Origin of the sequence: Streptomyces sp. NPDC007983 (assembly GCF_042958345.1) — a bacterium.
In the GTDB taxonomy this organism is placed as follows: domain Bacteria; phylum Actinomycetota; class Actinomycetes; order Streptomycetales; family Streptomycetaceae; genus Streptomyces.
In genome coordinates, this window is record NZ_JBIBJI010000015.1 from 74,912 (window position 1) to 100,536 (window position 25,625).

The 25,625-nt window shown below is 70.7% G+C and carries 17 protein-coding genes; 6 read left to right on the forward strand and 11 right to left on the reverse strand.

The genetic code is table 11. The annotated features are described in order from the left end of the window. The first annotated feature begins 72 nt into the window (after nucleotides 1–72). The 3 genes from ACFZCY_RS33800 to ACFZCY_RS33810 all read left to right on the forward strand — a co-directional run bounded on the left by ACFZCY_RS33800 (nucleotide 73) and on the right by ACFZCY_RS33810 (nucleotide 4,169). A complete protein-coding gene (locus ACFZCY_RS33800; protein ID WP_391181940.1) occupies nucleotides 73–816 on the forward strand; it encodes an ATP-binding cassette domain-containing protein in 744 nt (247 codons plus the stop codon). Further along, a complete protein-coding gene (locus tag ACFZCY_RS33805) occupies nucleotides 813–3,158 on the forward strand; it encodes an FtsX-like permease family protein (RefSeq protein ID WP_391181942.1) in 2,346 nt (781 codons plus the stop codon). Before ACFZCY_RS33800 ends, ACFZCY_RS33805 begins: the two co-directional genes overlap by 4 nt. A 117-nt stretch (nucleotides 3,159–3,275) precedes the next feature. Beyond that, nucleotides 3,276–4,169 carry a phosphotransferase gene (locus tag ACFZCY_RS33810; protein WP_391181945.1) on the forward strand — a complete coding sequence of 298 codons (894 nt, stop codon included), beginning with the start codon at nucleotides 3,276–3,278 and terminating at the stop codon, nucleotides 4,167–4,169. 4 nt (nucleotides 4,170–4,173) lie between these two features. Here ACFZCY_RS33810 and ACFZCY_RS33815 read toward each other — a convergent pair whose 3' ends face one another. The 11 genes from ACFZCY_RS33815 to ACFZCY_RS33865 all read right to left on the reverse strand — a co-directional run bounded on the left by ACFZCY_RS33815 (nucleotide 4,174) and on the right by ACFZCY_RS33865 (nucleotide 21,915). Continuing rightward, entirely contained in the window at nucleotides 4,174–4,890 is a 717-nt protein-coding gene (locus ACFZCY_RS33815) for a haloacid dehalogenase-like hydrolase (RefSeq protein WP_391181947.1), read from the reverse strand. Nucleotides 4,891–4,980: 90 nt separating this feature from the next. Next, nucleotides 4,981–5,502 carry a S1 RNA-binding domain-containing protein gene (locus tag ACFZCY_RS33820; RefSeq protein WP_391181950.1) on the reverse strand — a complete coding sequence of 174 codons (522 nt, stop codon included), beginning with the start codon at nucleotides 5,500–5,502 and terminating at the stop codon, nucleotides 4,981–4,983. 22 nt (nucleotides 5,503–5,524) lie between these two features. Beyond that, nucleotides 5,525–10,210, reverse strand: coding sequence for a putative T7SS-secreted protein (locus ACFZCY_RS33825; RefSeq protein WP_391181952.1), 4,686 nt, complete (start codon nucleotides 10,208–10,210; stop codon nucleotides 5,525–5,527). After that, nucleotides 10,210–10,812, reverse strand: a complete 603-nt coding sequence (locus tag ACFZCY_RS33830; RefSeq protein ID WP_391181955.1) for a hypothetical protein — start codon at nucleotides 10,810–10,812, stop codon at nucleotides 10,210–10,212. The genes ACFZCY_RS33825 and ACFZCY_RS33830 overlap by 1 nt, the downstream gene beginning before the upstream one ends. Nucleotides 10,813–10,919: 107 nt before the next feature. Next, the gene (locus ACFZCY_RS33835) at nucleotides 10,920–11,564 is read right to left on the reverse strand and encodes an LUD domain-containing protein (protein WP_391181958.1); all 645 of its coding nucleotides are present in this window, start codon (nucleotides 11,562–11,564) and stop codon (nucleotides 10,920–10,922) included. Continuing rightward, a complete protein-coding gene (locus ACFZCY_RS33840; RefSeq protein ID WP_391182275.1) occupies nucleotides 11,561–13,042 on the reverse strand; it encodes an LUD domain-containing protein in 1,482 nt (493 codons plus the stop codon). The genes ACFZCY_RS33835 and ACFZCY_RS33840 overlap by 4 nt, the downstream gene beginning before the upstream one ends. A 29-nt stretch (nucleotides 13,043–13,071) precedes the next feature. Further along, a complete protein-coding gene (locus ACFZCY_RS33845; RefSeq protein ID WP_391181961.1) occupies nucleotides 13,072–13,824 on the reverse strand; it encodes a heterodisulfide reductase-related iron-sulfur binding cluster in 753 nt (250 codons plus the stop codon). Then, nucleotides 13,815–15,335: an FGGY-family carbohydrate kinase gene (locus tag ACFZCY_RS33850; protein ID WP_391181963.1), complete on the reverse strand. Its 1,521-nt coding sequence runs from the start codon at nucleotides 15,333–15,335 to the stop codon at nucleotides 13,815–13,817. Before ACFZCY_RS33850 ends, ACFZCY_RS33845 begins: the two co-directional genes overlap by 10 nt. A 46-nt stretch (nucleotides 15,336–15,381) precedes the next feature. Then, entirely contained in the window at nucleotides 15,382–17,421 is a 2,040-nt protein-coding gene (locus ACFZCY_RS33855) for a bifunctional aldolase/short-chain dehydrogenase (protein WP_391181966.1), read from the reverse strand. Nucleotides 17,422–17,512: 91 nt separating this feature from the next. Continuing rightward, nucleotides 17,513–18,673 carry an L-rhamnose isomerase gene (gene rhaI, locus ACFZCY_RS33860; protein ID WP_391181969.1) on the reverse strand — a complete coding sequence of 387 codons (1,161 nt, stop codon included), beginning with the start codon at nucleotides 18,671–18,673 and terminating at the stop codon, nucleotides 17,513–17,515. Nucleotides 18,674–18,705: 32 nt separating this feature from the next. After that, nucleotides 18,706–21,915, reverse strand: a complete 3,210-nt coding sequence (locus ACFZCY_RS33865) for an alpha-L-rhamnosidase (protein WP_391181973.1) — start codon at nucleotides 21,913–21,915, stop codon at nucleotides 18,706–18,708. A 201-nt stretch (nucleotides 21,916–22,116) separates the two neighbouring features. On the opposite strand from ACFZCY_RS33865, the gene ACFZCY_RS33870 reads away from it, so the two are divergent. From ACFZCY_RS33870 to ACFZCY_RS33880, 3 genes are read left to right on the forward strand one after another with little or no spacing between them, the layout of a single operon-like run. Further along, nucleotides 22,117–23,625, forward strand: a complete 1,509-nt coding sequence (locus ACFZCY_RS33870; protein WP_391181976.1) for an ATP-binding cassette domain-containing protein — start codon at nucleotides 22,117–22,119, stop codon at nucleotides 23,623–23,625. Continuing rightward, on the forward strand, nucleotides 23,622–24,656 hold the full coding sequence (locus ACFZCY_RS33875) for an ABC transporter permease (protein WP_391181979.1): 1,035 nt from the start codon (nucleotides 23,622–23,624) through the stop codon (nucleotides 24,654–24,656). The genes ACFZCY_RS33870 and ACFZCY_RS33875 overlap by 4 nt, the downstream gene beginning before the upstream one ends. Next, the gene (locus tag ACFZCY_RS33880) at nucleotides 24,653–25,621 is read left to right on the forward strand and encodes an ABC transporter permease (RefSeq protein WP_391181982.1); all 969 of its coding nucleotides are present in this window, start codon (nucleotides 24,653–24,655) and stop codon (nucleotides 25,619–25,621) included. The genes ACFZCY_RS33875 and ACFZCY_RS33880 overlap by 4 nt, the downstream gene beginning before the upstream one ends. Nucleotides 25,622–25,625 lie beyond the last annotated feature (4 nt).

The following is a 25,625-nucleotide window of genomic DNA, read 5'->3' on the forward strand; positions in this document are numbered from 1 at the left end:
CAGGATGACCATCGTCCCGGGTTACCTCCGGGGGCTGACGCCCGGACATCCCACGCGGCCTACCGTCCTGCCATGACCACCGAAGACATCAGCGGCACGACCGCGGGGGCCGCCCCGGTCACCGTGCGCGACCAGGAAGTCGTCCTGGTGAGCGACCTGCGCAAGGAGTACGGCGACACCGTCGCCCTGGACGGCGTGTCGCTGGAGATCGGCGCCGGAGAGGCAGTGGCGGTGATGGGGCCGTCCGGCTGCGGCAAATCGACCCTGTTGAACATGATCGCCGGCCTCGACCGCCCGAGCGCCGGCCACGTGAGCGTGCACGGTGAGGACCTGGGGCGGATCAACGAGACCGGGCTGGCGCTCTTCCGGCGCCGTCGGATCGGCATGATCTTCCAGTTCTTCAACCTCATCGACGACCTGCCCGCGCTCGACAACGTCGCCCTGGCCGCCCAGCTCACCGGAACGCCGACCCGCCAAGCCCGGCGCCGGGCAGTGGAGTTGCTGGACGAACTCGGCATCGCCGACCGCCGGAACATCTACCCCGCCGCGCTCAGCGGCGGAGAGCGCCAGCGGGTGGCGGTGGCCCGCGCGCTGATGAACCGGCCCGCGCTGCTCCTGGCAGACGAGCCGACCGGCGCCCTGGACAGCCACGCGGGCGAACAGGTGATGGACCTGCTGATCGACCTCAACGAACTGGGCCAGACCCTGCTGCTGGTGACGCATGACGAACGGCTGGCCACGCGCTGCGCCAGCCGCCTGGTGACGATGGCGGACGGCCGGATCACCGGTGAGCGGACCCTGGAGCGGACGGCATGAGCGCGGTGTGGCGGGCCTCGCGCGCGGCCGTGCGCCGCCGTCGGCTCCAGACCACCGTGATCGGCGTGGTGGTCCTGGTCTCCAGCATGGCCCTCGTGGTCGCCCTCGGCCTGCTGGACGTCGTGTCCGGGCCCTTCGACCGGCTCTTCGGCCGGGCGCACGGCGCGCACGTCGTCGCCACGTTCGACGCGGCGAAGGTCTCCGGTGAGGAGGTGGGACGGACTGCGGAACGTCCGGGCGTACGGGCCTCGGCCGGGCCGTTCCGGCAGGCCGTGATCGAGATGCCGGAGAGCGCGGCGGCCGAGATGCCCGGGATGGCGCCCGGCCCCCTGACGGTCGTGGGGCGTGCGGATCCCGGTGGCCCCGTCGACCGGCTGGACTTGTTCGCCGGGCACTGGGCCACCGGCCCGGGCCAGATCGTGCTGGCGTTACGGGACGCGCCGGGGATGGGCAGTGGGCCGCACTCGCCGATCGGCAAGAGGATCCGGCTGCCCGGGCAGCGGCCTCTGACGGTGGTGGGCCTCGCCTCCAGTGTGAGCGGAACTGCGCAGGCCTGGGTCTCCCCGCGGCAGATCACGGCCCTGCATGCCACGACCTACCAGATGCTCTACCGGTTCGACCGGGCCGCGACAGCCCGGCAGATCAGTGAGGGCATCTCGGCGGTGAGCGCCGGCCTGCCGTCCGGATCGCTGGTCGCGCATCAGTCGTACCTGACCTTGAAGGCGCAGGTCGCGGCCAACCCCAACGTGTTCGTGCCGTTCCTCATTGCCTTCGGGGTCCTCGGCCTGCTGGTGGCCGTCCTGATCGTGGGCAACGTGGTGAGCGGTGCAGTGGTGTCCGGTTTCCGGCACATCGGCGTGCTCAAGTCCCTGGGATTTACGCCCCGTCAGGTCGTCGCGGTCTACCTGGTGATGGTCTGCGTCCCCGCCACGGCGGGCGCGCTGGTCGGTACGGCCCTGGGCGGGGTGGTGGCGCGGCCGCTGCTGCACCAGGTCTTCCAGGGCGCGAACCTCGGCACCGCGAACGTGGGCCCGACGATCGGCTTCTGGGCGTACGCGACCACCGCGCTCGGCATGCCCCTCACGGTGCTGCTGGCCGCGTTGATCCCGGCCCTTCGCGCACACCGGCTCTCCGCTGCACGCGCCATCAGCGCGGGCAGCGCACCGCACGGCGGACGGGGGCCGGCCGTACAGCGGTGGCTGACCGGGGTCCGGCTCCCGCGCTCGGTCACCCTCGGCTTGGGCCTGCCCCTCGCCCGGCCCGGGCGGGCCCTGCTCACCATCGCCTCGGTCCTGCTCGGAGTGGCGACCGTGACCTTCGCCACCGGCCTGTCGGCCACCATGATCTCCTTCGGCGACGCGGTCCAGGGAGCCGGCAAGGCACAGTCCACCGTCTGGCGAGGACAGACCAGGTTCGATCAGGCCGCCCCGCACCACGACGACGCCGCGACACAGACGCTCCTGCGCGGCCTGCCGCATGTCGCGGACGTGGCCGCGGTGGGCTTCACCGAGGTACGGATCCTCGGGCGGAGCGAGGGCGTGGCGATCGAGGGCGTGCGCGGGGGACGGTCGACGCTCCCGGACGACCTGGCGCGGGGCCGTTGGATGCGCGGGCCCGGCGAGGTGGTGGCCTCCGGCAGATTCCTCGCCAAGCAGGCGCTGCGGCTCGGTGACTCCTTCACCCTGACCGTGGGGGACGGCCGGCAGGAGCGCGTGACCCTGGTCGGGGAGATCCTGGCCGGGCCGGAGGACTGGATGCGAGCGGACTGGTCGACGGTGACCGCCCTGACACCGGACGCGCAGGCCAACCAGTACTGGGTGCGGCTCGCTCCCGGCGCCGACTACAGCGCCTACGTGAAGGCCGTGCGCGCCGCCGATCCGGGGCTGTACCCGACGAGGAACACCATGGTGAACGCGGACGCCGTGACCATCATCGGCTCCGCGTCGGCGCTGACCCTGATGCTGACGCTGCTCGCAGCGATGGGCGTGTTCAACACCGTCGTGCTCAGCGCCCGGGAGCGCCGGCGCGACCTCGGAATGCTCAAGTCGATCGGCATGACCCCACGCCAGGTCACAGTGATGCTGGTGGTGTCCATGGCCGGGCTCGGGCTGGTCGGCGGGATCCTGGGACTGCCACTCGGCCTCGCCGCGTACCACGTGGTGATCCCGATCACCGAACAGGCGGCCCAACTCACCTTCCCGGCCCGGATGCTGGACGTATGGCACCCCGGGACCATGGCGCTACCCGTGCTGGCCGGGGTGGCGATCGCCGCACTGGGCGCGGTGATCCCGGCGCGGGCGGCGGCTCGGCAGACCATCGCCCGGGTCCTGCACACCGAGTGACGGTTCGTCGCCTACGGGGAAGCCGCCGGCCTGTGAAGTTGGAAAAACGGCTGTTCAGCGCCCTGCCGTCCGAAAATCGTTTGCCGTCGTCGGCGTCCAGCGGTCGGATGGTGCCCCATGAGCCCCGGTCTGTACCCCCTCGACGACGATGGCCTCGTACGGCGGCTGATCGCCGGACAGTTCCCGCAGTGGGCGGACCTGCCGGTGCGGCGGTTCCCGTCCGGCGGCACCGTCAACGCCGTGTACCGGCTGGGCGACGCCATGGCCGTACGGCTTCCGCTGGTGGCGGGCGGAGCCTCGGACGTCACGACGGAGCGGACGTGGCTGCCCCGCCTCGCGCCCCACCTGCCCACGGCCATTCCCGAGGTGCTCGGGACCGGAGAGCCCGCCGAGGGCTACCCGTGGCCGTGGTCGGTGCACCGCTGGCTGGCGGGGGAGAACCCCGAGGAGGGCGCGCTGAGCGAACCGCTCCTGCTGGCCAAGGACCTGGCCGAGTTCGTGGCGGCGATGCGGAACATCCCCCTGGCGGATGCCCCGGAGGCCTACCGGGGCGGCCCTCTCGCCACGCTCGACGCGTACACCCGCGCGGCGATTGAGAAGCTCCGCGGCATCCCGGAGGAGGGCATCGACTGCGACGCAGCCACCGCCGTATGGGAGGACGCGCTGCGCGTCCCGGACTGGGATGGGCCGCCGGTGTGGCTGCACGGCGATCTGATGCCGGGCAACTTGCTGGTGGACGGTGACGGCAGGCTGACCTCGGTGATCGACTTCGGGTGCATGGGGGTGGGCGACCCGGCCTGCGACCTGTTCCCGGCGTGGAACCTGCTGCCTGCGGCTGCTCGGGATGTCTTCCGCGAGGCCCTCGGCGTGGACGACGCGACCTGGACGCGCGGCCGCGCACGGACCCTCTCGCAGGCCCTGATCGCGCTACCGGACCACCGGACGACGAACCCGGCGATGGCGCGCAACGCGCGGCACGTGATCCGGGCGGTGCTGGGGGAGGCGGCCTGAGCCGCTACCCCCAGCCGAGGGCTTCCCCACAGTGGTGGGCGAAGTCGCTGAGCGTCGCTAACACGATGTCCGCCCCGGCCCCCTGGAGTTCCGTGGCGGAGCTACGCCCGCTGGCGACGCCCACGGCCAGGGCGTCGACAGCGAGGGCACCGCGCACATCGTGCGGCGTATCGCCGATGACCACGGTCCGCTTGCCGTCGAAGCCGTGTCCGTACTTCTCGGACGCTCGCTTGCGCGCCCGACGCACGAGGTCGGCCCGATCACTGCCGTCGTCGCCATATCCGCCGACCTCGAAGTCGAGCCCATCGCCCAGACCGAGCGCGGCCAGCTTGGTCATGGCGACGGGGCGAAGATTGCCGGTAACCGCCGACTGCACGGCACGGCGAGCCGCACACGAGGCGATGGCCTCCCGGGCACCCGGCAACACCACCCCGACCTCGCGCATCCGCCCCTCCAACTCTTCGGCTGCCGCCGTCAGGGCGGCGTAGAAGTCGTCGAACAGTACTTCCGGCTCATCAATGCCGTTGAGACGCAGCGTCTCCACCATGATGGCCTGCTCGGTGCGGCCGGCCATGGCTGCCAGCCCCCCGAGTGCCCTCCCGGTCACCTTCTCGAAGGCCCGCTCATAGAGGCTGCGGCTCACACCGCCCGTGATACTGACCAACGTCTGGTCCACATCCCAGAGGATGAGAGCGGGCTCGGGGGCGCTGTCGGTAGGCATGGTGGGCAGCGTAGACGTGCAAGGTCCACGCGTCTGCGCTGCCAGCGGGGCCGGGAGGGAGACTGCGTTGCCGTGATCAAGCTGACCTTGTCATGAATCTTGGTCAGCTCGGATGAGCGACAAGACTACTTGCCGGCGAGTGACGTTGACGTAGGTGACCTTTACGGTTGGGGTGTCACCCACATTTACGCTGCGCCCGCAGTGCGTGTATTCGGAAACAGGCAGGAATCCGATAATATCGTCTTCCAGTTGCATGAACGCTCCCACTGGGGCCACCTTGGTGACTGTCCCCGTAATGGTGGAGTCGAAGCGGGAGCGCGTGAAGTCGAGGAAGGGGTCCCGGTGCAACTCCTTGAGGGAGACTGACGCCTGCTCGCGTTCAACATCGACACTCAGTACGGTGACGAGAACCTCTTGGCCTGTCCGGGTGACTTGTGAGGGGTGGTCGATGCGCTTCCAGGAGAGGTTGGCTGGGGTTACGATCCCGACGGCGCCACCCAGATCCACAAATACCCCGAAGTCGGCCACTGATTTCACGACCCCCCTGCAGACCTGACCGATCTCGAGCGCTTCGAGGAATGCGCGGGGAGAGCAATGTTCGGAATTCGGCATTCGAGTTACTCCTGCGATGGTGTCAGTCTCTCCATGTGATGCCACCGTAGTAGTTTATCCAGTTGACCTCGGCAATGAATGAATTGAATCGCGGAATTTCGCCCCTCGGGATCAGCCATTGATACTCGTCGGGCTTGTTGTCGTGTGTGCGTCGATATGCTGGTGTCACGCTATCGGGGAACGCTTCCCTGAACCCTGGTTTCATTACGTACTCATGGTAGCCGTCCTCGTAAATTCCCTGATCGGCGTATTTCTGGGCCACCTTTTCGCTTTCGCCTAGATACGCGGTACCGGCGCCACCCTCGGGGGTGTCAGGGTGGAGATTGGGATTCAGTCCTTGGGATTCCAAAGATCTGTTTCCGGCATGCGGAGCTCGATAGAGCCTGGTCGGCTCCTCTGGGCAGGGGGAGAGTCCGAACGGGTCGGTCCAGGTATGTGGGTTGGGGATGTAGGTTGCGGGGTTGGGGGCGGGGGTTAGGCCTAGGGGGTCGGGGGAGAGGTAGCGGGCGGAATCGGGGTCGTAGTAGCGGTGGAAATTGTAGTGGAGGCCGGTTTCCGGGTCGAAGTATTGGCCGGGGAAGCGGAGTGGGGTGTAGGCGGTGCTGTTGGCGGCCCAGGTGGTGGTGCCCCAGAGGGTGGAGCGGGTGTGCCAGGCGATGGTGCCTGTTTCGTCGACGAGTTCGGTGGGGGTGCCGACGAGGTCGGTGATGATGGCGAAGAACCGGGCGTCGATCTCGCGCTGGGTGGTGGCCTCGGTGATGCGTTCCGTTTGGGCTATGGGACGTAGGCCGTCGTGGTCCCAGGTGAGGGTGACCGGGTTCGGGAGGTCCGGGGTGGTGGTGGTTTGTTCTACGAGGGTGGGGCCGTCCCAGGTGAAGTCCGTTTGCTCGAGGACGGTTTCGCCGTCGGCCGCGAGGCGTTGTTTGGCGGTGCGGCGGCCGAAGGGGTCGTAGAGGTAGCGCCAGAGGGTTCCGTCGGGGGTGGTGACGCTGGTGAGGCGGTCTTCGGGGTCCCAGGTGTAGCGCCAGGTGTCGGGTTTCCGGGAAAGGCGGGTCTTCTGGCGGAGGGTGAGGCGGCCCGCGTCGTCGTGTTCGTAGCGGATGGCGCCCGCGCGGGTTATTCGGGTGCCGGTGTAGGTGCGTTCGCCGGTGGCTTCGGTGGGGTGGGACGTGGGCCAGGTTGCCTGGGTTTGGTTGCCTGCTTCGTCGTAGGCGTAGGTCTCGGTCCAGCCGTTGGCCCGGACGGACGTCACCCGGCCTGCCGCGTCCAGGTCAAGGGTGCTCGGTCCGCTCAGACGATCGTTCACGGCGGTGACATTGCCGTCTGCGCGGTAGGTGTAGGCGCGGTGCTGGATGAGGGATGCGCCGGTCAGGGATTGTTCGGTCAGGCGGCCTAGCGGGTCCCAGGTGTTGGTGATGGTCAGGGTGTCGCCGATGCGGCGGGTGGTCTCGCGGCCCGCCTCATCGTGTTCGGAGGTCAGGGTGTGGCCACCGGCGGTCAGGGCGGTGCGGTTGCCTGCCGCGTCGTAGGTGTATGTCGTCGTCGCGCCGGTCGGGGTGACGCGGCGTGTGCGGCGGCCCAGGGGGTCATACGAGTGGGCCAGTACGCGGCCGTTGATCATTTCCGACTTGATTCGGCCCAGGCGGTCGTGTTGGTGGACGACCTCGGTGTCGGGGCCGGTGGCCGTGGTGAGGCGGCCTGCCGGGTCGTAGGTGAAGGTGGTCACCTGGTCTTCGGCGGTTTTGCGGGTGATCTGGCCGAGCGTGTCGTGCTCGTAGGTGACGGCCTGGCCCAGGGGATTGGTACGGCGGATCAGCTGGGCGGCCGCGTCGTGTTCGTACGTGACGGTGCGGTCGTCGAAGTCCGTCTCGGAGGTCAGGCGGCCGGCGGGGTCGTAGGTGTAGGACCAGGTCAGGCCCTGGGGGTTGGTGACCTGGGTCAGGCGCAACTCCGCGTCGTGCTCGAACTCGTAGCGGACGCCGTCCGGGCCGGTGCGGGCCGCGAGCAGGTCGAAGTGGGTGTATTCGAAGGTCGTGGTGGCGCCGAGGGGGTCGGTGTGGGTGGTGCAGTTGCCTTCGCCGTCGTACGTCCATGTTTCCGTGGAGCCGTCGGGGTTGGTGCGGCGGGTGAGCTTGCCCTCCACCGTCCAGGTGAGGTGGATGGCGGAGCCGAGTGCGTCGGTAATGGTGACGGGGCGGCCGAAGGCGTCGCGGTCATAGCGGGTCACCGCCCCCAGCTGGTCGGTGATCTCCACCGGCAGGCCCGCCTTGTCGCAGCGGACCAGGGTGGTTTCGTCCAGCGCGTTGGTGACCGACGACAGGTGGCCGTACGAGTCGTACGTGTAGTGGGTCGTGTGGCCTGCCGCGTCGGTGGATGAGGTGCGGTGGCCTGCCTCGTCGTAGGTCTGGGTCCAGGTGGCGCCGTCCGGGCCTGTGGTGGACGTCGGCAGGCCGAGGTCGTTGTACGAGGCCGTGGACTCGCTGCCGTCGGGAGCGGTGATCCGGGTGAGGTGGCCTGCCGCGTCGTAGACGAAGGCGGTGGTGCGGCCCAGGGGGTCGGTGCGGGAGAGGACGCGGTCGTAGCGGTCGTACTCGGTGCGGGTGGTGTGGCCCAGGGGGTCGGTCTCGGCGACCACCTTCCCCGCGTCGTTGACGAGATACCGCGAGGTGTGGCCCTCGGGCGTGGTGACCGTCGTGACGCGGTGGCCGGTTGCCTGATCGACCTCGTCGTACGAGATGTGGATCGATACGTGGCCCGCCTCGCCGCCCTCGGCGACGCAGCGGTCCCGGTGGTCGTACGCGTAGTCGTAGCGGCGGTCGTTGGTGTCGATCCACGCTATAACGCGGCGTTCTTCGTCGTATTCGAAGCGCAGAGGCAGACCGGAGGAGCCCGTCACGCCGGTGAGGTTGCCGTCCGTGTACGCGTAGCGGATCAGCTCCTGGTCGCCGCCGTCCTCGGCGGCGCCCGCCAGGTGGAGAGCGGTGATCCGACCCTCGGCGGTGCTGATCTTCAGCTCGTATCCGGCGCTGTGGGCGATGGCGGTCGGGGTGCCCTCGGCGTCGTATTCGAAGGTGATCCAGTGGCCGGAGCGATCGGATATCTGCTCCAGCGGTGCGACCCCGTCGCCGCCGGGCTCCACGTCCCGTGGGCCGTTGAAGTGGCGGACCTGACCGGTGGCGGGGTCGGTGAGAGTGTAGTCGCCATGAGAGTCGCGTTCGAGGAGCCAGCGAGGGCCCGCGGACGGGAAGGTCGGGACGTCGGGCGCGGGGTGTGGGTACTCCAGCAGCAGACCGTCCTCGCTGACGAAGACGACGCCCTCAGCGTCGATCTCCAGCCGCTGGTCCGCCGTGCTCGACCACGACGGGCCGAACCACCGGCCCACCCGGTAGCCGGATTCCACCTGGCGACGGAACACCAGCGGCAGCGCGCCCGGCAGGGAGACGTCCGTCTGCGGGAGGTACATCTTCCCCGTCGCCAGGTCGACCGGGTCGGTTCCGTCGCTGCATTTGTTCTTGTTATCGGTGGTGTTCTCGCCGCGTTTGCGGCCCTTGATCGCCTCGCGAGCCTTGTTCAGGAGACCACCGGACTTGCCCAGCGTGGCCCCCTTGCGAACGGCGCCGAGGCCCTTCGTGCCGAACAACTCGGGGAGGGCCCGGCCAAAACCTTCCGAGGGGTCCTTGGAGAACTCGTTGTACATGTTCTTGAGGGCCGGACCCGGGTTGCTGGCCACCGTGTGGAGCTGGGCCGCCGTGCTGTTCAGGCCCGTGAGGTACTCGGCCGGGTGGGTCAGGTTGTACGGGTCCATCGGATTCAGGCTGCGCGCGAAGGAGTTCAGCCCCGCCACGCCCTTGATGACTCCGCCCGTCAAGTGCATCGCGTCCAGGCCCAGCCCCTCAACGCCGTCCCCGAGCTGGTCGCCGTACGAGGGCTTCGGCGGTGCCGCGTCCTTGGCCGTCTGGACCGCCTTGCGCGCCGTGATGACCGCCTCGTCCCGCTGGCGCCGCGCCTCGTCCAGCTTCTCCTGCGCGGCCTTCGCCTTGGCGGTGCCGGGGTCGTGGAAATCGCCCGGTTTGGTGGGCTTCGCGCCCGGGTCCTTGCCGTCGTCCACCTTCGCGTTGTATGCCTTGGCGGCGGCGTTGTACGCGTCCACCTTGTCGTTGTGCGCGGAACGGGCGTTCTCCGAGGCGGTCTTGGCCGCCTTGTACGCGTCGATCGCCTCCTGCGCCTGGACCTGCGCCCACTCCACCGTCCCGGCGAAGTCCTCCAGCGCCCCGGCGGCCTTCTTGCACGCGTCCGCGGCCTTGAACCACTCCTTCGGCTTGACCGACACCTCGTCGCGGAAGGCGTCGGCCGCCTCGCCCTTCCAGTGGGAGGAGTCCAGGGCCTTCAGACCGTTGCCGACCTTCTCGAACGCCGACTGGAAGTCCTTCAGGTGCTTCACGGTGGAGCGGATCCGGCTCACGCTGCCGTAGATCAGCTTCTTGGGGTCCTCGGTCTCCCCGAGCTGCATCTCGGCGACGTCCGCGCCCAGGTAGTTCGCGGTGGAACGGGACTTGTCGCGGACCCAGTCCGCGCCGCCCTCCCAGCCGACCTTGTCGAGGCCGTCGGCGGTCTTGTCACCCGCCCATTCGACGGTGTCGCCCAGGGCCTCGGTGCCCTTCTCGACCGCGTCGTCCATCCAGTCGGGCGTCAGGTCACCGAGCCCCATCAGCGCTCGCCCCTCTTGGCGCTCTCCTCGGCGGCCTGGTCGACGAATTGCTGCATGCCGGTCGACTTATACCGATGGCCCGCCTCCTCGCCGGCGGTGTCCCAGGTCTTCTCGGCGTCGGACGCGGCCTTCTCGAAGGACTCCTTGCTGTAGTCCGGCGTCCAGGTGTCGACCGAGATCAGCTCGTCCATGTCCTTCTTCACGACTGTCTTCTCGTCCAGGTGCGGGTTGCCCAGCACCGAGTTCGCGGCCACCTTGAACGTCCCCTGGGCGTACTGCTCCTGCTCCCACTGCGAACCGGCCGCCAGTCCCACCTTCTCGGCGAGCTTGCCCGCGTCCTCGATCAGGCCGCGCACACCCCAGTCCCACAGTTCGCAGAAGTCCTCGAAGTCCTTGGCCAGGCCGTTGTGTCCGGCCTCCATGGACGTCATGGACAGCTCCTCGAACCCCGCCCCCATCTCGGCGTCCGACGCCGAGGCGATTTCCTTCAGCTCGCCGATCGCCGCCCGCAGGCCCTTCACGATCTCGGCCTGCGACTCCTTGTCGAAGGCCAGGTCTATGTTGCCGCCTTTGGCGCCACCGCCACCACCGCCGCCGCTCACTGCTCGCCCTCCCCGTTCGACACAGCGTCAATCCAACCAGCACCGTACGACACGCGGTCACCGCGAGCGACGGAGGGTATGCGGCGTGTTCGAACGCGTGGAGGAATTCAGTCCGTTACGAGGACCGCTTCAAGCGTGCGGGGGCCGTGGACGCCTTCCACCCGGTCCAGCTCGATGTCGCTCGTCGCCGACGGGCCCGAGATCCAGGTCAACGGGCGGGCCGGGTCGAGGCGTTCGAGGGCCTGCGGGACCGAGTCCACGACCTGGGCCGGGACGCGGATCACGCAGATGTGGTGGTCGGGGACGAGGGAGATGCGGCGGCGGCCCTGGTCGGTGTCGGCGTCCAGGACGATGGTGCCGGTTTCGGCGATGGCCACCGCGCAGGCGGTGACCACGCTGGACACGTCGTCCAGGTCGTGGGGCGTCTGGTCGGGGGAGTCCGTCAGCCGTACGGCATCCGTCGCCGCCAGCCACTCGGCGGGCAGGCCGGACGGGGCGACCACGCTCGTCGCACCGCGTGCGGTGAGCAAGCCCGCGATCACAGCGGGCAGGTCGGAGGCCGTGGTGCGGTGCACGATCGCGCGGTAGTCGGCGAGGTTCTCCGCGAGCAGGTCGACGGTCTCGGCGGTGGTGCGGTCGCCGTGTGCGCGGTGGTACGTACGGTCGACCGCCACCTCGGACGGCGTCTCGGCGCGCGGAACATCGGCCAGGGCGCGGCGGATACGGGCCATGACCAGGGCTCGGGAACTCATCGGGTCCTCCTCGCGTCTCGGCCGTCAACGGTTCCGCCATCGCCCCGTGTACGTTGCCACCAGTCGCGGAACGATTCCGCCGGCACCTTCGGCAGCTCCCGCGTATCGCTCCACGCCCGCCCCGGACCGGGCAGGCGGCGCGGGTGGAAGCGGCGGGTGCGGGCGGCCAGGCGCTGGCCGGTGCGCAGCACGCCGGGGTGGTCCAGGGCCCAGCGCGCGGCCCGCATGGCGGCCCGCTCCGCGGCGTGGCCCTTGGCGGGCTTGACGACCGCGCGGGTGCCGCGCACCGATGCCGGGCCGCCCTCGACCACCCGCTCGCGCAGGTGGACCAGGATCTCCGGGATGTCGATGGCCACCGGGCACACCTCGTAGCACGCGCCGCACAGGGAGGACGCGTACGGGAGGGAGGCATCCAACTCGCTCTGGGTGCCGCGCAGTTGCGGGGTGAGGATGGCGCCGATCGGGCCCGGGTACGCCGAGCCGTACGCATGGCCGCCCGCCCGCTCGTACACCGGACACACGTTGAGACACGCCGAACAGCGGATGCAGCGCAGCGCCTGGCGGCCCACGGTGTCCGCGAGTGTGTCGGTGCGGCCGTTGTCCAGCAGGACGAGGTGGAAGGTGCGCGGGCCGTCGCCGTCCGTGGTGCCGGTCCAGGTGGAGGTGTACGGGTTCATCCGCTCCGCGGTCGAGGAGCGGGGGAGGAGCTGGAGGAACACCTCCAGGTCCTGGAAGGTGGGGACCACCTTCTCGATGCCGACGACGGAGATCAGCGTCTCGGGGAGGGTCAGGCACATCCGGCCGTTGCCCTCGGACTCCACGACGACCAGGGTGCCGGTCTCCGCGATCATGAAGTTGGCGCCGGAGATCCCCACCTTGGCGTTCAGGAACTTCTCGCGCAGGTGCAGGCGCGCCGCCTCGGCCAGGTCCGCGGGCGCGTCGGTCAGCCCCTCCGGGGCCGGGCGGCCCCATCCGGCCATCCGCTCCGTGAAGATGTCGCGGATCTCGCCGCGGTTGCGGTGGATCGCCGGGACCAGGATGTGGGACGGGAGGTCGTCGCCTAGCTGCACGATCAGCTCGGCGAGGTCCGTCTCGTACGCCGTGATCCCGGCGCCGGCGAGGGCGCCGTTCAGCCCGATCTCCTGCGTCGCCATCGACTTGACCTTGACGACCTCGCGCTCGCCCGTGGCCCGCACCAGCTCGGTGACGATCCGGTTCGCCTCGTCGGCGTCGGCCGCCCAGTGCACCTGGCCCCCGGCTGCCGTGACCGCGCTCTCCAACTGCTCCAGATAGTGGTCCAGGTGGCGCAGCGTACGGTCCTTGATGGCCGCGCCCGCGGCGCGCAGCCGCTGCCAGTCGTCCAGCTCGGACACGGCCGTGGCGCGCTTCGCGCGGATGGTGTGGGTGGCGTGGCGCAGGTTGGCGCGCAGCTGGGTGTTGCGGGTGGAGGCGTCGGCCGCCACCGGGAAGGCGGGCATCCCCAGATAGGTGGCTTGGTGGGTTCCGCTCACCAGACGTCTCCTTCCGTGCTGGCCAGGATCTCGGCGATGTGCACGGGGCGGACCGTCGAACCCTGGCGGGCGAGTGTGCCGCCGATGTGCATCTGGCAGGAATTGTCGACCGTGCAGACCGCCTCGGCGCCGGTCGAGGTGATGTTGCGCGCCTTGTCCGCGCCCATCGCCGCCGACACCGCCGCGTTCTTGACCGCGAACGTGCCACCGAAACCGCAGCATTCCTCCGCGCCCGGCAGCTCCACCAGGTCGAGACCCTTGACCGCGGCGAGGAGCGTCCGCGGCCCGTCGCCCAGGCCGAGCATGCGCAGCCCGTGGCAGGTGGGGTGGTACGTCACGGTGTGCGGATAGTAGGCGCCGACGTCCGTCACCTTGAGGACGTTGGTCAGGAACTCGGTCAGCTCGTACGTCTTCGGGGCGGCCGTCGCGGCCAGGTCGGCCAGCTCCTGGCCCCGGCCCTCGGCTGCGGCCCGCGCCCCCATCCGCGGATAGTTGTCGCGCACCATCGCGGCGCACGATCCGGAGGGCGTGACGATGTAGTCGTAGCCGCGGAAGGCGGTGGCGTAGCGGCGCAGGAGGGGCTCGGTGTCGTGGCGGTAGCCGGTGTTGAACTGCGGCTGGCCGCAGCAGCTCTGTTCGGGTGGGAAGTCCACCTCCACGCCCAGTCGCTCCAGCAGGGTGACCACGGCCTGGCCGGTGCGCGGATACAGCGTGTCGTTGACGCAGGTGATGAAGAGCGCTACCCGCACCGTTCCTCCTCGGCCGCCTCGGTCTCGGTGACCCGTGCGCCTTCCAGGCGGGAAGCTGCCCTGTCCCACGCCGAATGATCACCTGTGGGCTCATACTGCCTCAGTGGCTGGGTGCTGTGAAGCAGTGCGCGCAAGTCGGACAGCCCGCCGCCGACCATTCCGGCCGTACGGGCCTGCACCAGGATGTTCCCGAGAGCCGCCGCCTCGGCCGGGCCCGCCACCACCGGCAGGCCGCAGGCGTCGGCGGTGAGCCGGCACAGCAGCGCGTTGTGCGCGCCCCCGCCCACGATGTGCACCGTGTCGACCGTACGGCCCGACAGGCGGACGGCGTCCTCGATCGCGCGGCGGTGGGCCAGGGCGAGGGAGTCCAGGACGCAGCGGGTCGTCTCGGCGGGGTTACGGGGGGCGGGCTGGCCGGTGCGGTGGCAGGCGGCGGCGATGCGGTCGGGCATGTCGCCGGGCGCGATGAACGCGGGGTCGCCCGCGTCCACGACGGAGCGGAGGGGAAGGGCCTCGGCCGCCGCTGCGAGGAGGGTGGGGAGGTGGTGCTCGCTGCCGGTGTTTTCCCAGGTGCGCAGGCATTCCTGGAGCATCCACAGGCCCATGATGTTGCGCAGATAGCGCACCGTGCCGTCCACGCCCAGCTCATTGGTGAAGTTCGCCCGACGGCTCGCCTCGGTGAGGACCGGCGCGTCCAGCTCCAGCCCGGCCAGCGACCAGGTGCCGGTGGCGATGTACGCGAAGCGGGGGCTCGTGGCGGGGACACCCACGACGGCGGACGCGGTGTCGTGGGAGCCGACCGCCGTCACCGGGGTGGGGTGCGGGAGGCCGGTTTCGGCGAGGACGTCCGGGCGCAGGGTTCCGGCCGGATCGCCGGGCCGGCGCAGCGGCGGGAAGAGCGACAGGTCGATGCCGAGGGCGTCCGCGACGTGGGCGGACCAGGTGCGGGTGCGCGGGTCGATGAGCTGGGTGGTCGACGCGTTCGTCAGCTCCGTGCCCGCCTCGCCCGTCAGCCAGTACGAGATGAGGTCCGGGATCAGGAGCAGTCGGTGGGCGGCGGCCAGGGCGGGGGTGCCCTGGGCGGCGACGAGCTGGTAGATCGTGTTGAAGGGGAGGTGCTGGAGGCCGGTGGCCGCGTAGAGGGCCCGGGGCGGGAGGGCCGCCGCGACCTTGTCCGCCGCGCCGGTGGTGCGGGTGTCGCGGTAGTGGACGGGGTTGGCGAGCAGGGCGCCGGTGGCGTCGAGGAGGCCGTAGTCGACCGCCCAGGTGTCGATGCCGATGCTGGTCAGGGGGGTGGCGGCGGCCGCGGCCGCCGCCTTGAGGCCGTTCAGGACGCCCTGGTGGAGGGACAGGATGTTCCAGTGCAGGGTGCCGGAGAGGCGCACCGGTTCATTGGGGAACCGGTGCGCTTCGTGGAGCGTCAGCGTGTCCGGGGTGACCTGGCCGACCATGACGCGCCCGCTGGACGCACCGAGGTCTACGGCGGCGAAGCGGTGTTCTGTGGGTGGCACGTAAACCTCGTAGTCAGTTGACGTGGGTGTGGTCGGGGTGGTCGCGTCAGCGCAGGAACGCCCCCGCGACCCCCGCGTCGACCGGGATGTGCAGGCCCGTGGTGTGGGACAGATCGCCACCGGTGAGCGCGAAGACCGCGTTCGCCACATGGGACGGGAGCACCTCGCGCTTGAGCAGGGTGCGCTGGGCGTAGAACTCGCCCAGCTTCTCCTCGGGCACGCCGTACACCGCGGCGCGCTGCGCGCCCCAGCCGCCCGCGAAGATGCCGCTGCCCTGGACGACGCCATCGGGGTTCACCCCGTTGACGCGGATGCCGTGGCCGCCCAACTCGGCGGCGAGCAGGCGCACTTGATGGGCCTGGTCGGCCTTGGTGGCGGAGTAGGCGATGTTGTTCGGGCCCGCGAAGACCGCGTTCTTGGAGGCGATGTAGACGATGTCGCCGCCCATGTTCTGGGCGATGAACACGCGGGCCGCCTCGCGGGAGACGAGGAAGGAGCCGCGCGCCATGATGTCGTGCTGGAGGTCCCAGTCCTTGGCGGTCGTTTCGAGGAGCGGCTTGGAGATGCTGATCCCGGCGTTGTTCACCAGCAGGTCCACGCCGCCGAAGGCCAGGACCGCCTCGGTGAAGGCCGCCTGGATGTCGTCTTCCTTGGTGACGTCCGCCGCGATGGCGATCGCCTTGTCGGGGCCGCCCAGCTCGGTGGCGACAGCGGTCGCCGAGTCCGCGTTCAGGTCCGCCACCACCACGCAGGCGCCCTCGGCCACCAGCCGGTGCGCGATGGCCTTGCCGATGCCCGAGCCCGCGCCGGTCACCAGGGCGACACGGGTCGCGAGGGGCTTGGGCCTGGGCATGCGCTGGAGCTTGGCCTCTTCCAGCGCCCAGTACTCGATGCGGAACTTCTCCGACTCCTCGATGGGCGCGTAGGACGAGACCGCTTCGGCGCCCCGCATCACATTGATGGCGTTGACGTAGAACTCACCCGCGACCCGGGCCGTCTGCTTGTCCTTGCCGTAGCTGAACATGCCCACGCCCGGGATCAGCACGATCGCCGGGTCGGCGCCGCGCATCGCCGGGGAGTCGGGGGTGGCGTGGCGGTCGTAGTAGGCCGCGTAGTCGGTGCGGTACGCGGTGTGGAGCTCGCGCAGGCGGTCGATCGCCTCGTCCAGCGGTGCGTCCGGCGGGAGGTCCAGGACCAGGGGGCGGACCTTCGTGCGGAGGAAGTGGTCCGGGCACGAGGTGCCCAGCGCCGCCAGGCGGGGGTGTTCGGCGCGGGAGACGAAGTCCAGGACGGTGTCGCTGTCCGTGAAGTGGCCGACCTGCGGGCGGTCGGTGGAGGCCAGGCCGCGGATCACCGGGGCGAGCGCGGCGGCGCGGGCACGGCGCTCGGACTCGGGGAGGGTGGTGTGGACGACGGGGCCGAAGGGGTCCGCCTTGCCGCGTTCGGCGAGGAACGCCTCGGCGGTGCGGATGATGCGGAGCGAGTTCGCCTCGCACTCCTCGGAGGTGTCGCCCCAGGCGGTGATGCCGTGGCCGCCGAGGATGCAGCCGATGGCCTGGGGGTTGGCCTTCTTGATGGCGGCGATGTCCAGACCCAGCTGGAAGCCGGGGCGGCGCCAGGGCACCCAGACCACCTGGTTGCCGAAACACTCCTTGGTGAGCGCTTCGCCGTCGGCGGCGCAGGCGAGGGCGATGCCGGAGTCGGGGTGGAGGTGGTCCACATGGGCGGCGTCGACCAGGCCGTGCATGGCGGTGTCGATGGACGGTGCCGCGCCGCCCTTGCCGTGGAGGCAGTAGTCGAACGCGGCGACCATCTCGTCCTCGCGCTCCACCCCCGGGTAGACGCCGGTGAGCGCGCGGAGGCGGTCCAGGCGCAGCGCGGCGAGTCCGGCCGGGGCGAGGGTGCCCAGGTCGCCGCCCGAGCCCTTGACCCACATCAGCTCGACGTCCTGGCCGGTGACGGGGTCGGTGTCGGTGCCCTTGGCGGAGGTGTTGCCGCCCGCGTAGTTGGTGTTGCGCGGATCGGCGCCGAGGCGGTGGCTCCGCTCCAGCAGCGTGGCCGCCTCGGGGTGGAGTTCTGCGGTCATGTCGTCCTCATGTGTGGGGTGCGGGCCTGTCTCAGTGAGTTTCGCGGCGGGGTGGGGCTGCGCCCGGCCGGCGCGGCGGCCGCGGCGCGGATCAGGCGCCCCAGCCGGCCTGTTGGCCGCCCACGCGCTCCGCGACGATCCGTTCCGCCCAGCCGGAGGCCCGGTACGCGGACATCGGGTCGGGGTCGACGCCCAGCTCCTCGCGGACCTCGGCGAGGAGGGGGCGTACGTCGGTGTTGTACGCGTCCATCAGGACCGCGTTGGCGCCGAGGACGTCGCCCGACCGCTGGGCGGCGGCGAGGGCGTCGCGGTCGACCAGGAGCGCCTTGGCGGTGGCCTCCTGGACGTTCATCACGGAGCGGATGATCGCCGGGATCTTGGGCTCGATGTTGTGGCACTGGTCGAGCATGAAGGCGATGTCCGAGGTGAGGCCGCCGCCGCGGTGGACCTCGTACATGATGCGGAAGAGCTGGAAGGGGTCGGCGGCGCCGACCATGAGGTCGTCGTCGGCGTAGAAGCGGGAGTTGAAGTCGAAGGCGCCGAGCTTCTTCTCGCGCAGGAGCAGGGCGACGATGAACTCGATGTTGGTGCCCGGGGCGTGGTGGCCGGTGTCGACGCAGACCTGGGCCTTGGGGCCGAGCTTCAGGCAGTGGGCGTAGGCGGTGCCCCAGTCCGGGACGTCGGTGGTGTAGAAGGCGGGCTCGAAGAACTTGTACTCCAGCAGCATGCGCTGGTCGTCCCCGAGGCGGTCGTAGACGGTGCTCAGGGCCTCGGCGAGGCGGTCCTGGCGGGCGGCGATGTCGTCCTGGCCGGGGTAGTTGGTGCCGTCGGAGAACCACAGCTTGAGGTCGCGGGAGCCGGTGGCGTCCATGATGTCGACGCATTCCAGGAGGTGGCCCACGGCCTTGCGGCGGACCGCCGGGTCGGGGTGGGTGACCGAGCCGAGCTTGTAGTCGTCGTCCTGGAAGACGTTGGAGTTGATCGCCCCCAGCTTCAGCCCGCGCTCCTGGGCGTGCTTGGCGAGTGCCGCGTAGTCGTCGACCTTGTCCCAGGGGATGTGCAGGGCGACGGTGGGGGCGACACCGGTGAAGGCGTGCACCTGCGCGGCGTCGTCCAGCTTCTCCTGCGGGGTGCGGGGGACGCCCGGCTGGGCGAAGACCTTGAAACGGGTCCCGGAGTTGCCGTACGCCCATGACGGCGTCTCGATCGCCTGGCTCTTGAGGGCCGCCTTCACGGCCGGAACGTCAGACATGGGTCTCCTCGGTATGAAACGATTCAAGAAAGCTAATCGCGCAGGTCGGTGCGCGTCAAGAAGCGGTACGAACCCGAGCCCGCGGCGTACACCGCGCAGCCGTCGGACAGCCGCAGGAACCGGGCGCCCCGCTGGGTCACGTCGGATGCGCGGCGCGCGGGCACCCAGATCTCGGCGGTGGTGTTGACCGGTACCGAGACCGCGAGCGTGAACTCCCCGTCCCGCTGCGACCAGCGGGTGGCGATCGGCCCGTAGGGGGAGTCGTGGCGGCCCTCGGCGGAACGCACCTCGCCGCCGGGGCGCGGCCGGATGAGGATCCGGCGGAAGCCGGGGGCGGCGGGGGTGATGCCGGTGATGTTCTGGTACATCCACTCGCCGACCGAGCCGTAGGCGTAGTGGTTGAAGGAGTTCATCCCGACGTCCTGGAAGCCGCCGTCCGGCTTGATGGAGTCCCAGCGCTCCCACATCGTGGTCGAGCCCCGGTCGATCTGGTACCCCCAGGAGGGGAAGGTGCGCTGCTGGAGGAGGCGGTGGGCGAGGTCGGTGTGGCCGGTCGCGGTGAGCGTCGGGAGCAGCCGCGGGGTGCCGAGGAAGCCGGTGGACAGGTGTCCGTCGCGGGCCTCGATCAGGGCGACGAGGCGGTCGGCCGCCGGGCGGCGCAGGGCGGCGGGCAGCAGGTCCATGGAGAGCGCCAGGACGTAACCCGTCTGCGTGTCGCCCTTGATCCTGCCGTCGGCGGAGACGTACGCGGCGGTGAACGCGCTCTTGACGCGGGCCAGCAGGTCCTCGTAGCGGGCGGGGTCCTCGCCGAGGACGTGTGCCGTGCGGGCGACGAGGTCGGTGGCGTGCGCGAAGTAGGCGGTGCCGATGACGTCCTTGGGGGTCTCGGCGTCGACGTTGAGCCAGTCGCCGTAGCCCTCGGCGGGGCGCAGCAGGTCCGAGCTGTGCTTCTCCAGGTACGCGATCCAGCCGCGCATGGCGGCCCAGTTCTCGCGCAGCACCCGGGTGTCGCCGTACGCCTGGTACAGGTTCCAGGGGACGGTCACCCCGGCGTCGCCCCAGCCCGCGGTGCCGCTGCCGAGGCCGCTGACGACCGGTGCCACATCGGGGAAGGCGCCGTCCGCGCCCTGCCCGTCGCGCAGGTCCCGGAGCCATTTGGTGAGGAAGCGGGCCGACTCCATGGTGTACGCGGCCGTGCCGGAGAAGACGTTGATGTCCCCGGTCCAGCCGAGCCGTTCGTCGCGGGCCGGGGTGTCGGTGGGGACGGACAGGAAGTTGCCGCGCTGACCCCAGGTGATGTTGGAGTGGAGCTGGTTGAGCATCGGCACGTCGGTGCGGAAGGACATGGTGAACGGGGCGGCGGTGTGCATGACCCGGCCGGTCACCGCGTCGAGAGGCGGTGTGCCGGGGTAGCCGGTGACCTCGACGTAGCGGAAGCCGTGGAAGGTGAAGCGCGGTTCGTAGGTCTCGGTGCCACCGCCCTTCAGGGTGTACGTGTCGACGGGGTGGGCGGTGCGCAGATTGGCCGTGTACGCGGTGCCGTCGGGGTTCAGCACCTCGGCGTGGCGGATCCGGACCGTGCGGCCGGCCGGTCCCGAGACCCTGAGGCGGACACTGCCGACCATGTTCTGACCCAGGTCGAAGACGTGGACGCCCGGGGTGGGTTCGGTGCGTTTGACGGGGGTGAGCTCGCGTTCCACCCGGGTCGGCGCGTCGACCTGGGCCACCACCTCGGTGGTGACGTTCTCGGCGGTGGTGGCGGGCCGCCATCCGGAGTCGTCGAAGCCCGGTGAGGTCCAGCCCGGGGTCTCCATACGGGCGTCGTACGCCTCGCCCATCAGCAGGTCGGCGGTCAGCAGCGGACCGGTGGCGGCGCGCCACTCGGGGCCGGTGGTGACGCGCTCGGTGCTGCCGTCGGTGTACGTGACCTCCAGCTGGGCGAGCAGCGCGGGGTGGGTGCCGTACTGGTGCTGGCCGAGCCAGGCGACGTTTCCGGCGTACCAGCCGGGGGCGAGGGTCACGCCGAGGGCGTTGGCGCCGCGCCGCAGCGCACGGGTGACGTCGTACGTCTGGTACTGCACGCGCCTTCGGTAGTCGGTCCAGCCGGGGGTCAGCTGGTCGTGGCCGACGCGGACGCCGTTGAGGTGGGCCTCGTACAGGCCGAGCGCCGTGGCGTACAGCCGGGCGCGGGCGACGGGCTTGCCCGCGAGCGTGAAGGTGCGGCGCAGCTGGGCGGGCGACTGCTGGGGCAGCACCCTGCCCCACGGCCCGCTGCCCCAGAGGGCGAGTTCCTTGGCGTCTGTCCAGTCGCTGTCGTCGTGGCCGGGGGAGGTCCAGGTGGCGGGTGGCCGCTGGTCGGTGGTGCGCCAGGTCCGGTCCGTGTGGTGGTGGGTGACGCCGTCCTCGGTGGTGAGCTCCAGGGTGGCCAGCAGACCGGCCGGGCCCTGCTCGGCGTTGGTGGCCGCGATCGCGAGCGTGGCCGCTCCTTGCCGCAGGTGTTCGGTGACGTCGACGGTGACCGGGTGGGCCCACGCCTTGGCCACGCCCAGCGCCTCGCGGGTGGCGACCTCGGTGCCGTTCACGTGGGCGGTGAAGCCGTCGTCGGCCGTCACCACCAGGCGGGCGCGCCGGACGGTGCCGGTGATGGCCCGGACGGTGGTGCGGAACCAGCGGGTGGCCACCGGGGCGTCGGTGGCCGGGTCGCCTTCGGGGAACCAGATCCAGGAGGCGCCGTCCAGTTGCGGGGGCGCGGTCACCTCGGTGGGCGCGGTGATCCAGCGCGCCTGCCACTGCCCGGCGCCGAGCAGCCCGGTCTCCCACCAGTCCGGGGCGGACCACGGGGAGGGGCGGCCGCGGTCGTCCCAGACGCGTACGGACCAGTGGTAGCGGGTGCGGGGGCGCAGGGCAGGGCCGTCGTAGTCGACCAGGACCGACCGGCTCGATGTCCGCTTGCCGCTGTCCCAGACGTCGGGGTCGCCGAGCCGGTCCGGGGAGGTGGCGACCCGGATGCGGTAGGCGCTCTGCGACTGGTCGCGGGCGTCGGATTCGAGGATCCAGCTCAGCCGGGGGCGGGGCGTGTCCAGGCCGAGCGGATGGGTGGCGTACTCGACGGTGGTGCTCCGGATCCGCAGTCCCGCGGTGGGGCGGCTCTCCGCGGCGGCGGTCGGGGTGAGGGCGGGCAGACCCGTGAGGGCCGTACCGGTGGCAGCGGTGGTGGCGAGCAGGTGGCGTCTGCTGATCACGGGCTTCCTCCAGGAACGGCTGGATGAAAACGATTCAATCGAACAGGCGCCTGGACCGTAGGGGCGATGGCCGGGGTGCGTCAAGTGGTCGCGCAGGTACGGGATTTACCTGCCGCGCACCCCCTTGACGGGTGCATGGCTCGGAGCTAGCTTCCCGGAATCCAGATTGAAACATTTCATTCGCGTGCTTCAGGAGACTCCGTGAGTCAGTCTGTTCCGGTCCTCGCCCTCAAGGGGGTGAACAAGTCCTTCGGCGCCGTACGGGCCCTTCGGAACGTCTCGCTGGAGCTCTTCGCCGGTGAGGCGCACGCCCTGGCCGGGGAGAACGGCGCGGGCAAGTCGACGCTCATCAAGGCGCTGGCCGGGGTGCACCGGCCGGACTCCGGCGAGGTGCTGCTGGACGGGCGGCCGGTGGTCTTCCACGGTCCCGCCGACGCCCGCGACGTGGGCATCGCCGTGATCTACCAGGAGCCGACGCTCTTCCCCGATCTGTCGATCGCCGAGAACATCTTCATGGGCCGCCAGCCCCGGCGGGCGTTCGGCCGGATCGACCACAAGGCGGTGCGCGCCTCGACCGCCGGTCTGATGGCGCGCCTCGGTGTCGACCTCGACCCGGACCGGCCCGCGCGCGGGCTGTCCATCGCCGACCAGCAGATCGTCGAGATCGCCAAGGCGCTCTCCTTCGACGCCCGCGTACTGATCATGGACGAGCCGACGGCGGCACTGACCGGCAGCGAGACCGCCCGGCTCTTCGCGGTCGTCGAGGCGCTGCGCGCGGAGGGCGCGGCGGTGCTGTTCATCTCGCACCGGCTGGAGGAGATCTTCGAGCTGTGCCAGCGGGTCACCACGCTGCGGGACGGGCGCTGGGTGGCGTCCGAGCCGCTGGACGGGCTGACGCAGGACGACCTCGTACGCCGCATGGTCGGCCGGGACCTGGAGGAGCTGTATCCCAAGCAGCGGACGCGGGTCGGCGAGACGGCGCTGTCGGTGCGCAGGCTGACCCGGGAGGGCGTCTTCCGGGACGTGTCGTTCGACGTGCGGCGCGGGGAGATCGTCGCGCTCGCGGGGCTGGTCGGCGCCGGGCGCAGCGAGGTCGCGCAGGCCGTCTTCGGCGTGGACCGGGCGGACGCGGGCGAGGTGCGGGTGGGCGGCACGGTGCTGCGGCCCGGCTCGCCGACCGCCGCGATGGACGCCGGGCTCGCGCTCGTGCCCGAGGACCGGCGCCAGCGCGGCCTGGTCATGGAGATGTCCATCGAACGCAACATCGGGCTGACCGGCCTGGACAGGCTGGGCCGCGCGGGGATGGTCAAGCGCGCGCTGGAGCGCGGGCGGGCGTCGGACTGGGCGGTACGGCTGCAGCTGAAGTACGGCAGCCTCGGCGACCACGTCGCGGTGCTGTCCGGCGGCAACCAGCAGAAGGTGGTGCTGGCGAAGTGGCTGGCCACCGACCCGGCGGTGCTCATCGTGGACGAGCCGACGCGCGGCATCGACGTCGGGACGAAGGCCGAGGTGCACCGGCTGCTGTCGTCGCTGGCCGCCGACGGGCTCGCGGTGCTGATGATCTCCTCCGATCTGCCCGAGGTGCTCGGCATGGCCGACCGGGTGCTGGTGATGCACGAGGGCCGCATGGTGGCCGAGATCCCGCGCGCCGAGGCCACCGAGGAGTCGGTGATGGCCGCCGCGACGGGACTGAACGGGAGGGCTGCATGACGGTCACGGTCGACAAACCCGCACCGGCGGCGGATGCGGACCGCTCGGCTCGCTCGCTCGTCGACGCCGTCTTCCGGGCGCGGGAGATCAGCATCGCGGGCGCGCTGGTGCTGCTGGTGCTGTTCACCTGGGTCGCCGAGCCCCGCTTCCTGAACGACCAGGGCATCAAGGACCTGCTGCTGAACGCCGCGATCCTGGTGCTGCTCGCGGTCGGGCAGTCCGTCGTGGTCATCACCCGCAACATCGACCTGTCGGTGGGCTCCGTGGTGGGCCTGTCCGCCTTCGCCTGCGGGAAGTTCGTCTCCGGCACGGACCACGGCGTGCTGACGGTGCTGCTGCTCGGCGTCGTCGTCGGCGCGGTCTGCGGCCTGGTCAGCGGATCGCTCGTCAGCTTCGGCAAGGTGCCCGCGCTGGTGGTCACGCTCGGGATGCTCTACATCATCCAGGGCCTGGACTACTGGTGGGCGCAGGGCGAGCAGATCAACGCCGCCGACGTGCCGCAGTCCGTGCTGGACCTGGGCAGCGGCAGCGTGCTGGGGCTGCCCTATCTGCCGCTGATCTCCTTCGTGGCGCTCGCCGGGACCGCGTACTTCCTGCGGACGTACCGCAGCGGCCGGGAGCTGTACGCCATCGGCTCCAGCCCCGAGGCCGCCCGGCTCGCCGGGGTGCCCATCCGGCGCCGGGTGCTCGGCGCGTACCTCTTCTCCGGCGCCGTCTCGGGCTTCGCGGGCGCCCTGTGGCTGGCCCGCTTCGGGACCGTCGTCGCGGACAACGCGCACGGCTGGGAGCTGACCGTGGTCAGCGCGGTCGTGGTCGGCGGCGTCGCCATCGTCGGCGGCACCGGCACCGTGTGGGGCGCGGCACTGGGGGCGCTGCTGCTCACCACCATCGGCAGCGCGCTGGCCGTGCTGAAGGTCGACTCCTTCTGGGCGGACGCCATCGCGGGCGCGCTGCTGCTGGCCGCCATCAGCGTGGACCGGATCGTGAACGTGCGCATGACCCGTGCGCTGAGGAAGAGGAGCGCGCGATGAAGCCGAGGTGGGACACCGCCGTCGGGGTGCTGCTGGTGGTCGTCTTCGTCACCGGGCTCGCTACGACGGACGGCTTCGCGAGCCGCGACAACCTCGCCTTCGCCTTCAACGACATCGCCGAGGTCGCGCTGATGGCGCTGCCGATGACGCTGCTGGTGGTGGCCGGGCAGGTCGATCTGTCGGTGGCCTCGATGCTGGGGCTGTCCAGCGCGCTGGCCGGTGAACTGTGGGACCAGGGCTGGGCGTTCGAGACCATCGTGCCGGTCGTGCTGCTGGTCGGCGTGGCGGGCGGGCTGCTCAACGGCTGGCTCGTCACCCGGGTCGGGCTGCCGTCGCTCGCCGTCACCATCGGCACGCTCGCGCTGTACCGGGGGCTGGCCTCGGTGGTACTCGGCTCGAACGCCATCACCGACTTCCCCGAGACGTACGCGAAGTGGGCGGTCGACACCACCACCGTGCCCGGGACCTTCCTCACCTATCCGGTGGCGCTGTTCATCGTGCTGGCCGTCGTCGCCGCCGTGGTGCTGCACTCCACGAGGCTCGGCCGGTCGCTGTTCGCCATCGGCGCCCAGGAGGACGCCGCGTACTTCGCGGGCATCCGCGTCAAGCGGGTCAAGCTGCTGCTGTTCGTGGTGGCGGGGCTGGTCTCGGCCTTCGCCGGGGTGGTGTTCACCCTGCGGTACGGGAGCGCCCGCGCCGACAACGGGCAGGGCTTCGAAATGCTGGTCATCGCCGCCGTCCTGCTGGGCGGCGTGGACTTCGACGGCGGCAAGGGCACCCTGTTCGGCGCGGTCGCCGGGGTGCTGCTCATCGGCGTCCTGAAGAACCTGCTGACCCTCAACGACGTGGCCAACGAGGTCCAGGTGATCGTCACCGGGCTGCTGCTGGTGGCGTCCGTCCTCACGCCCCGCATGATCACCACCGTGAGCGCCTGGCGCCATCGGCGCGCCGCCACGACGAGTTGACACA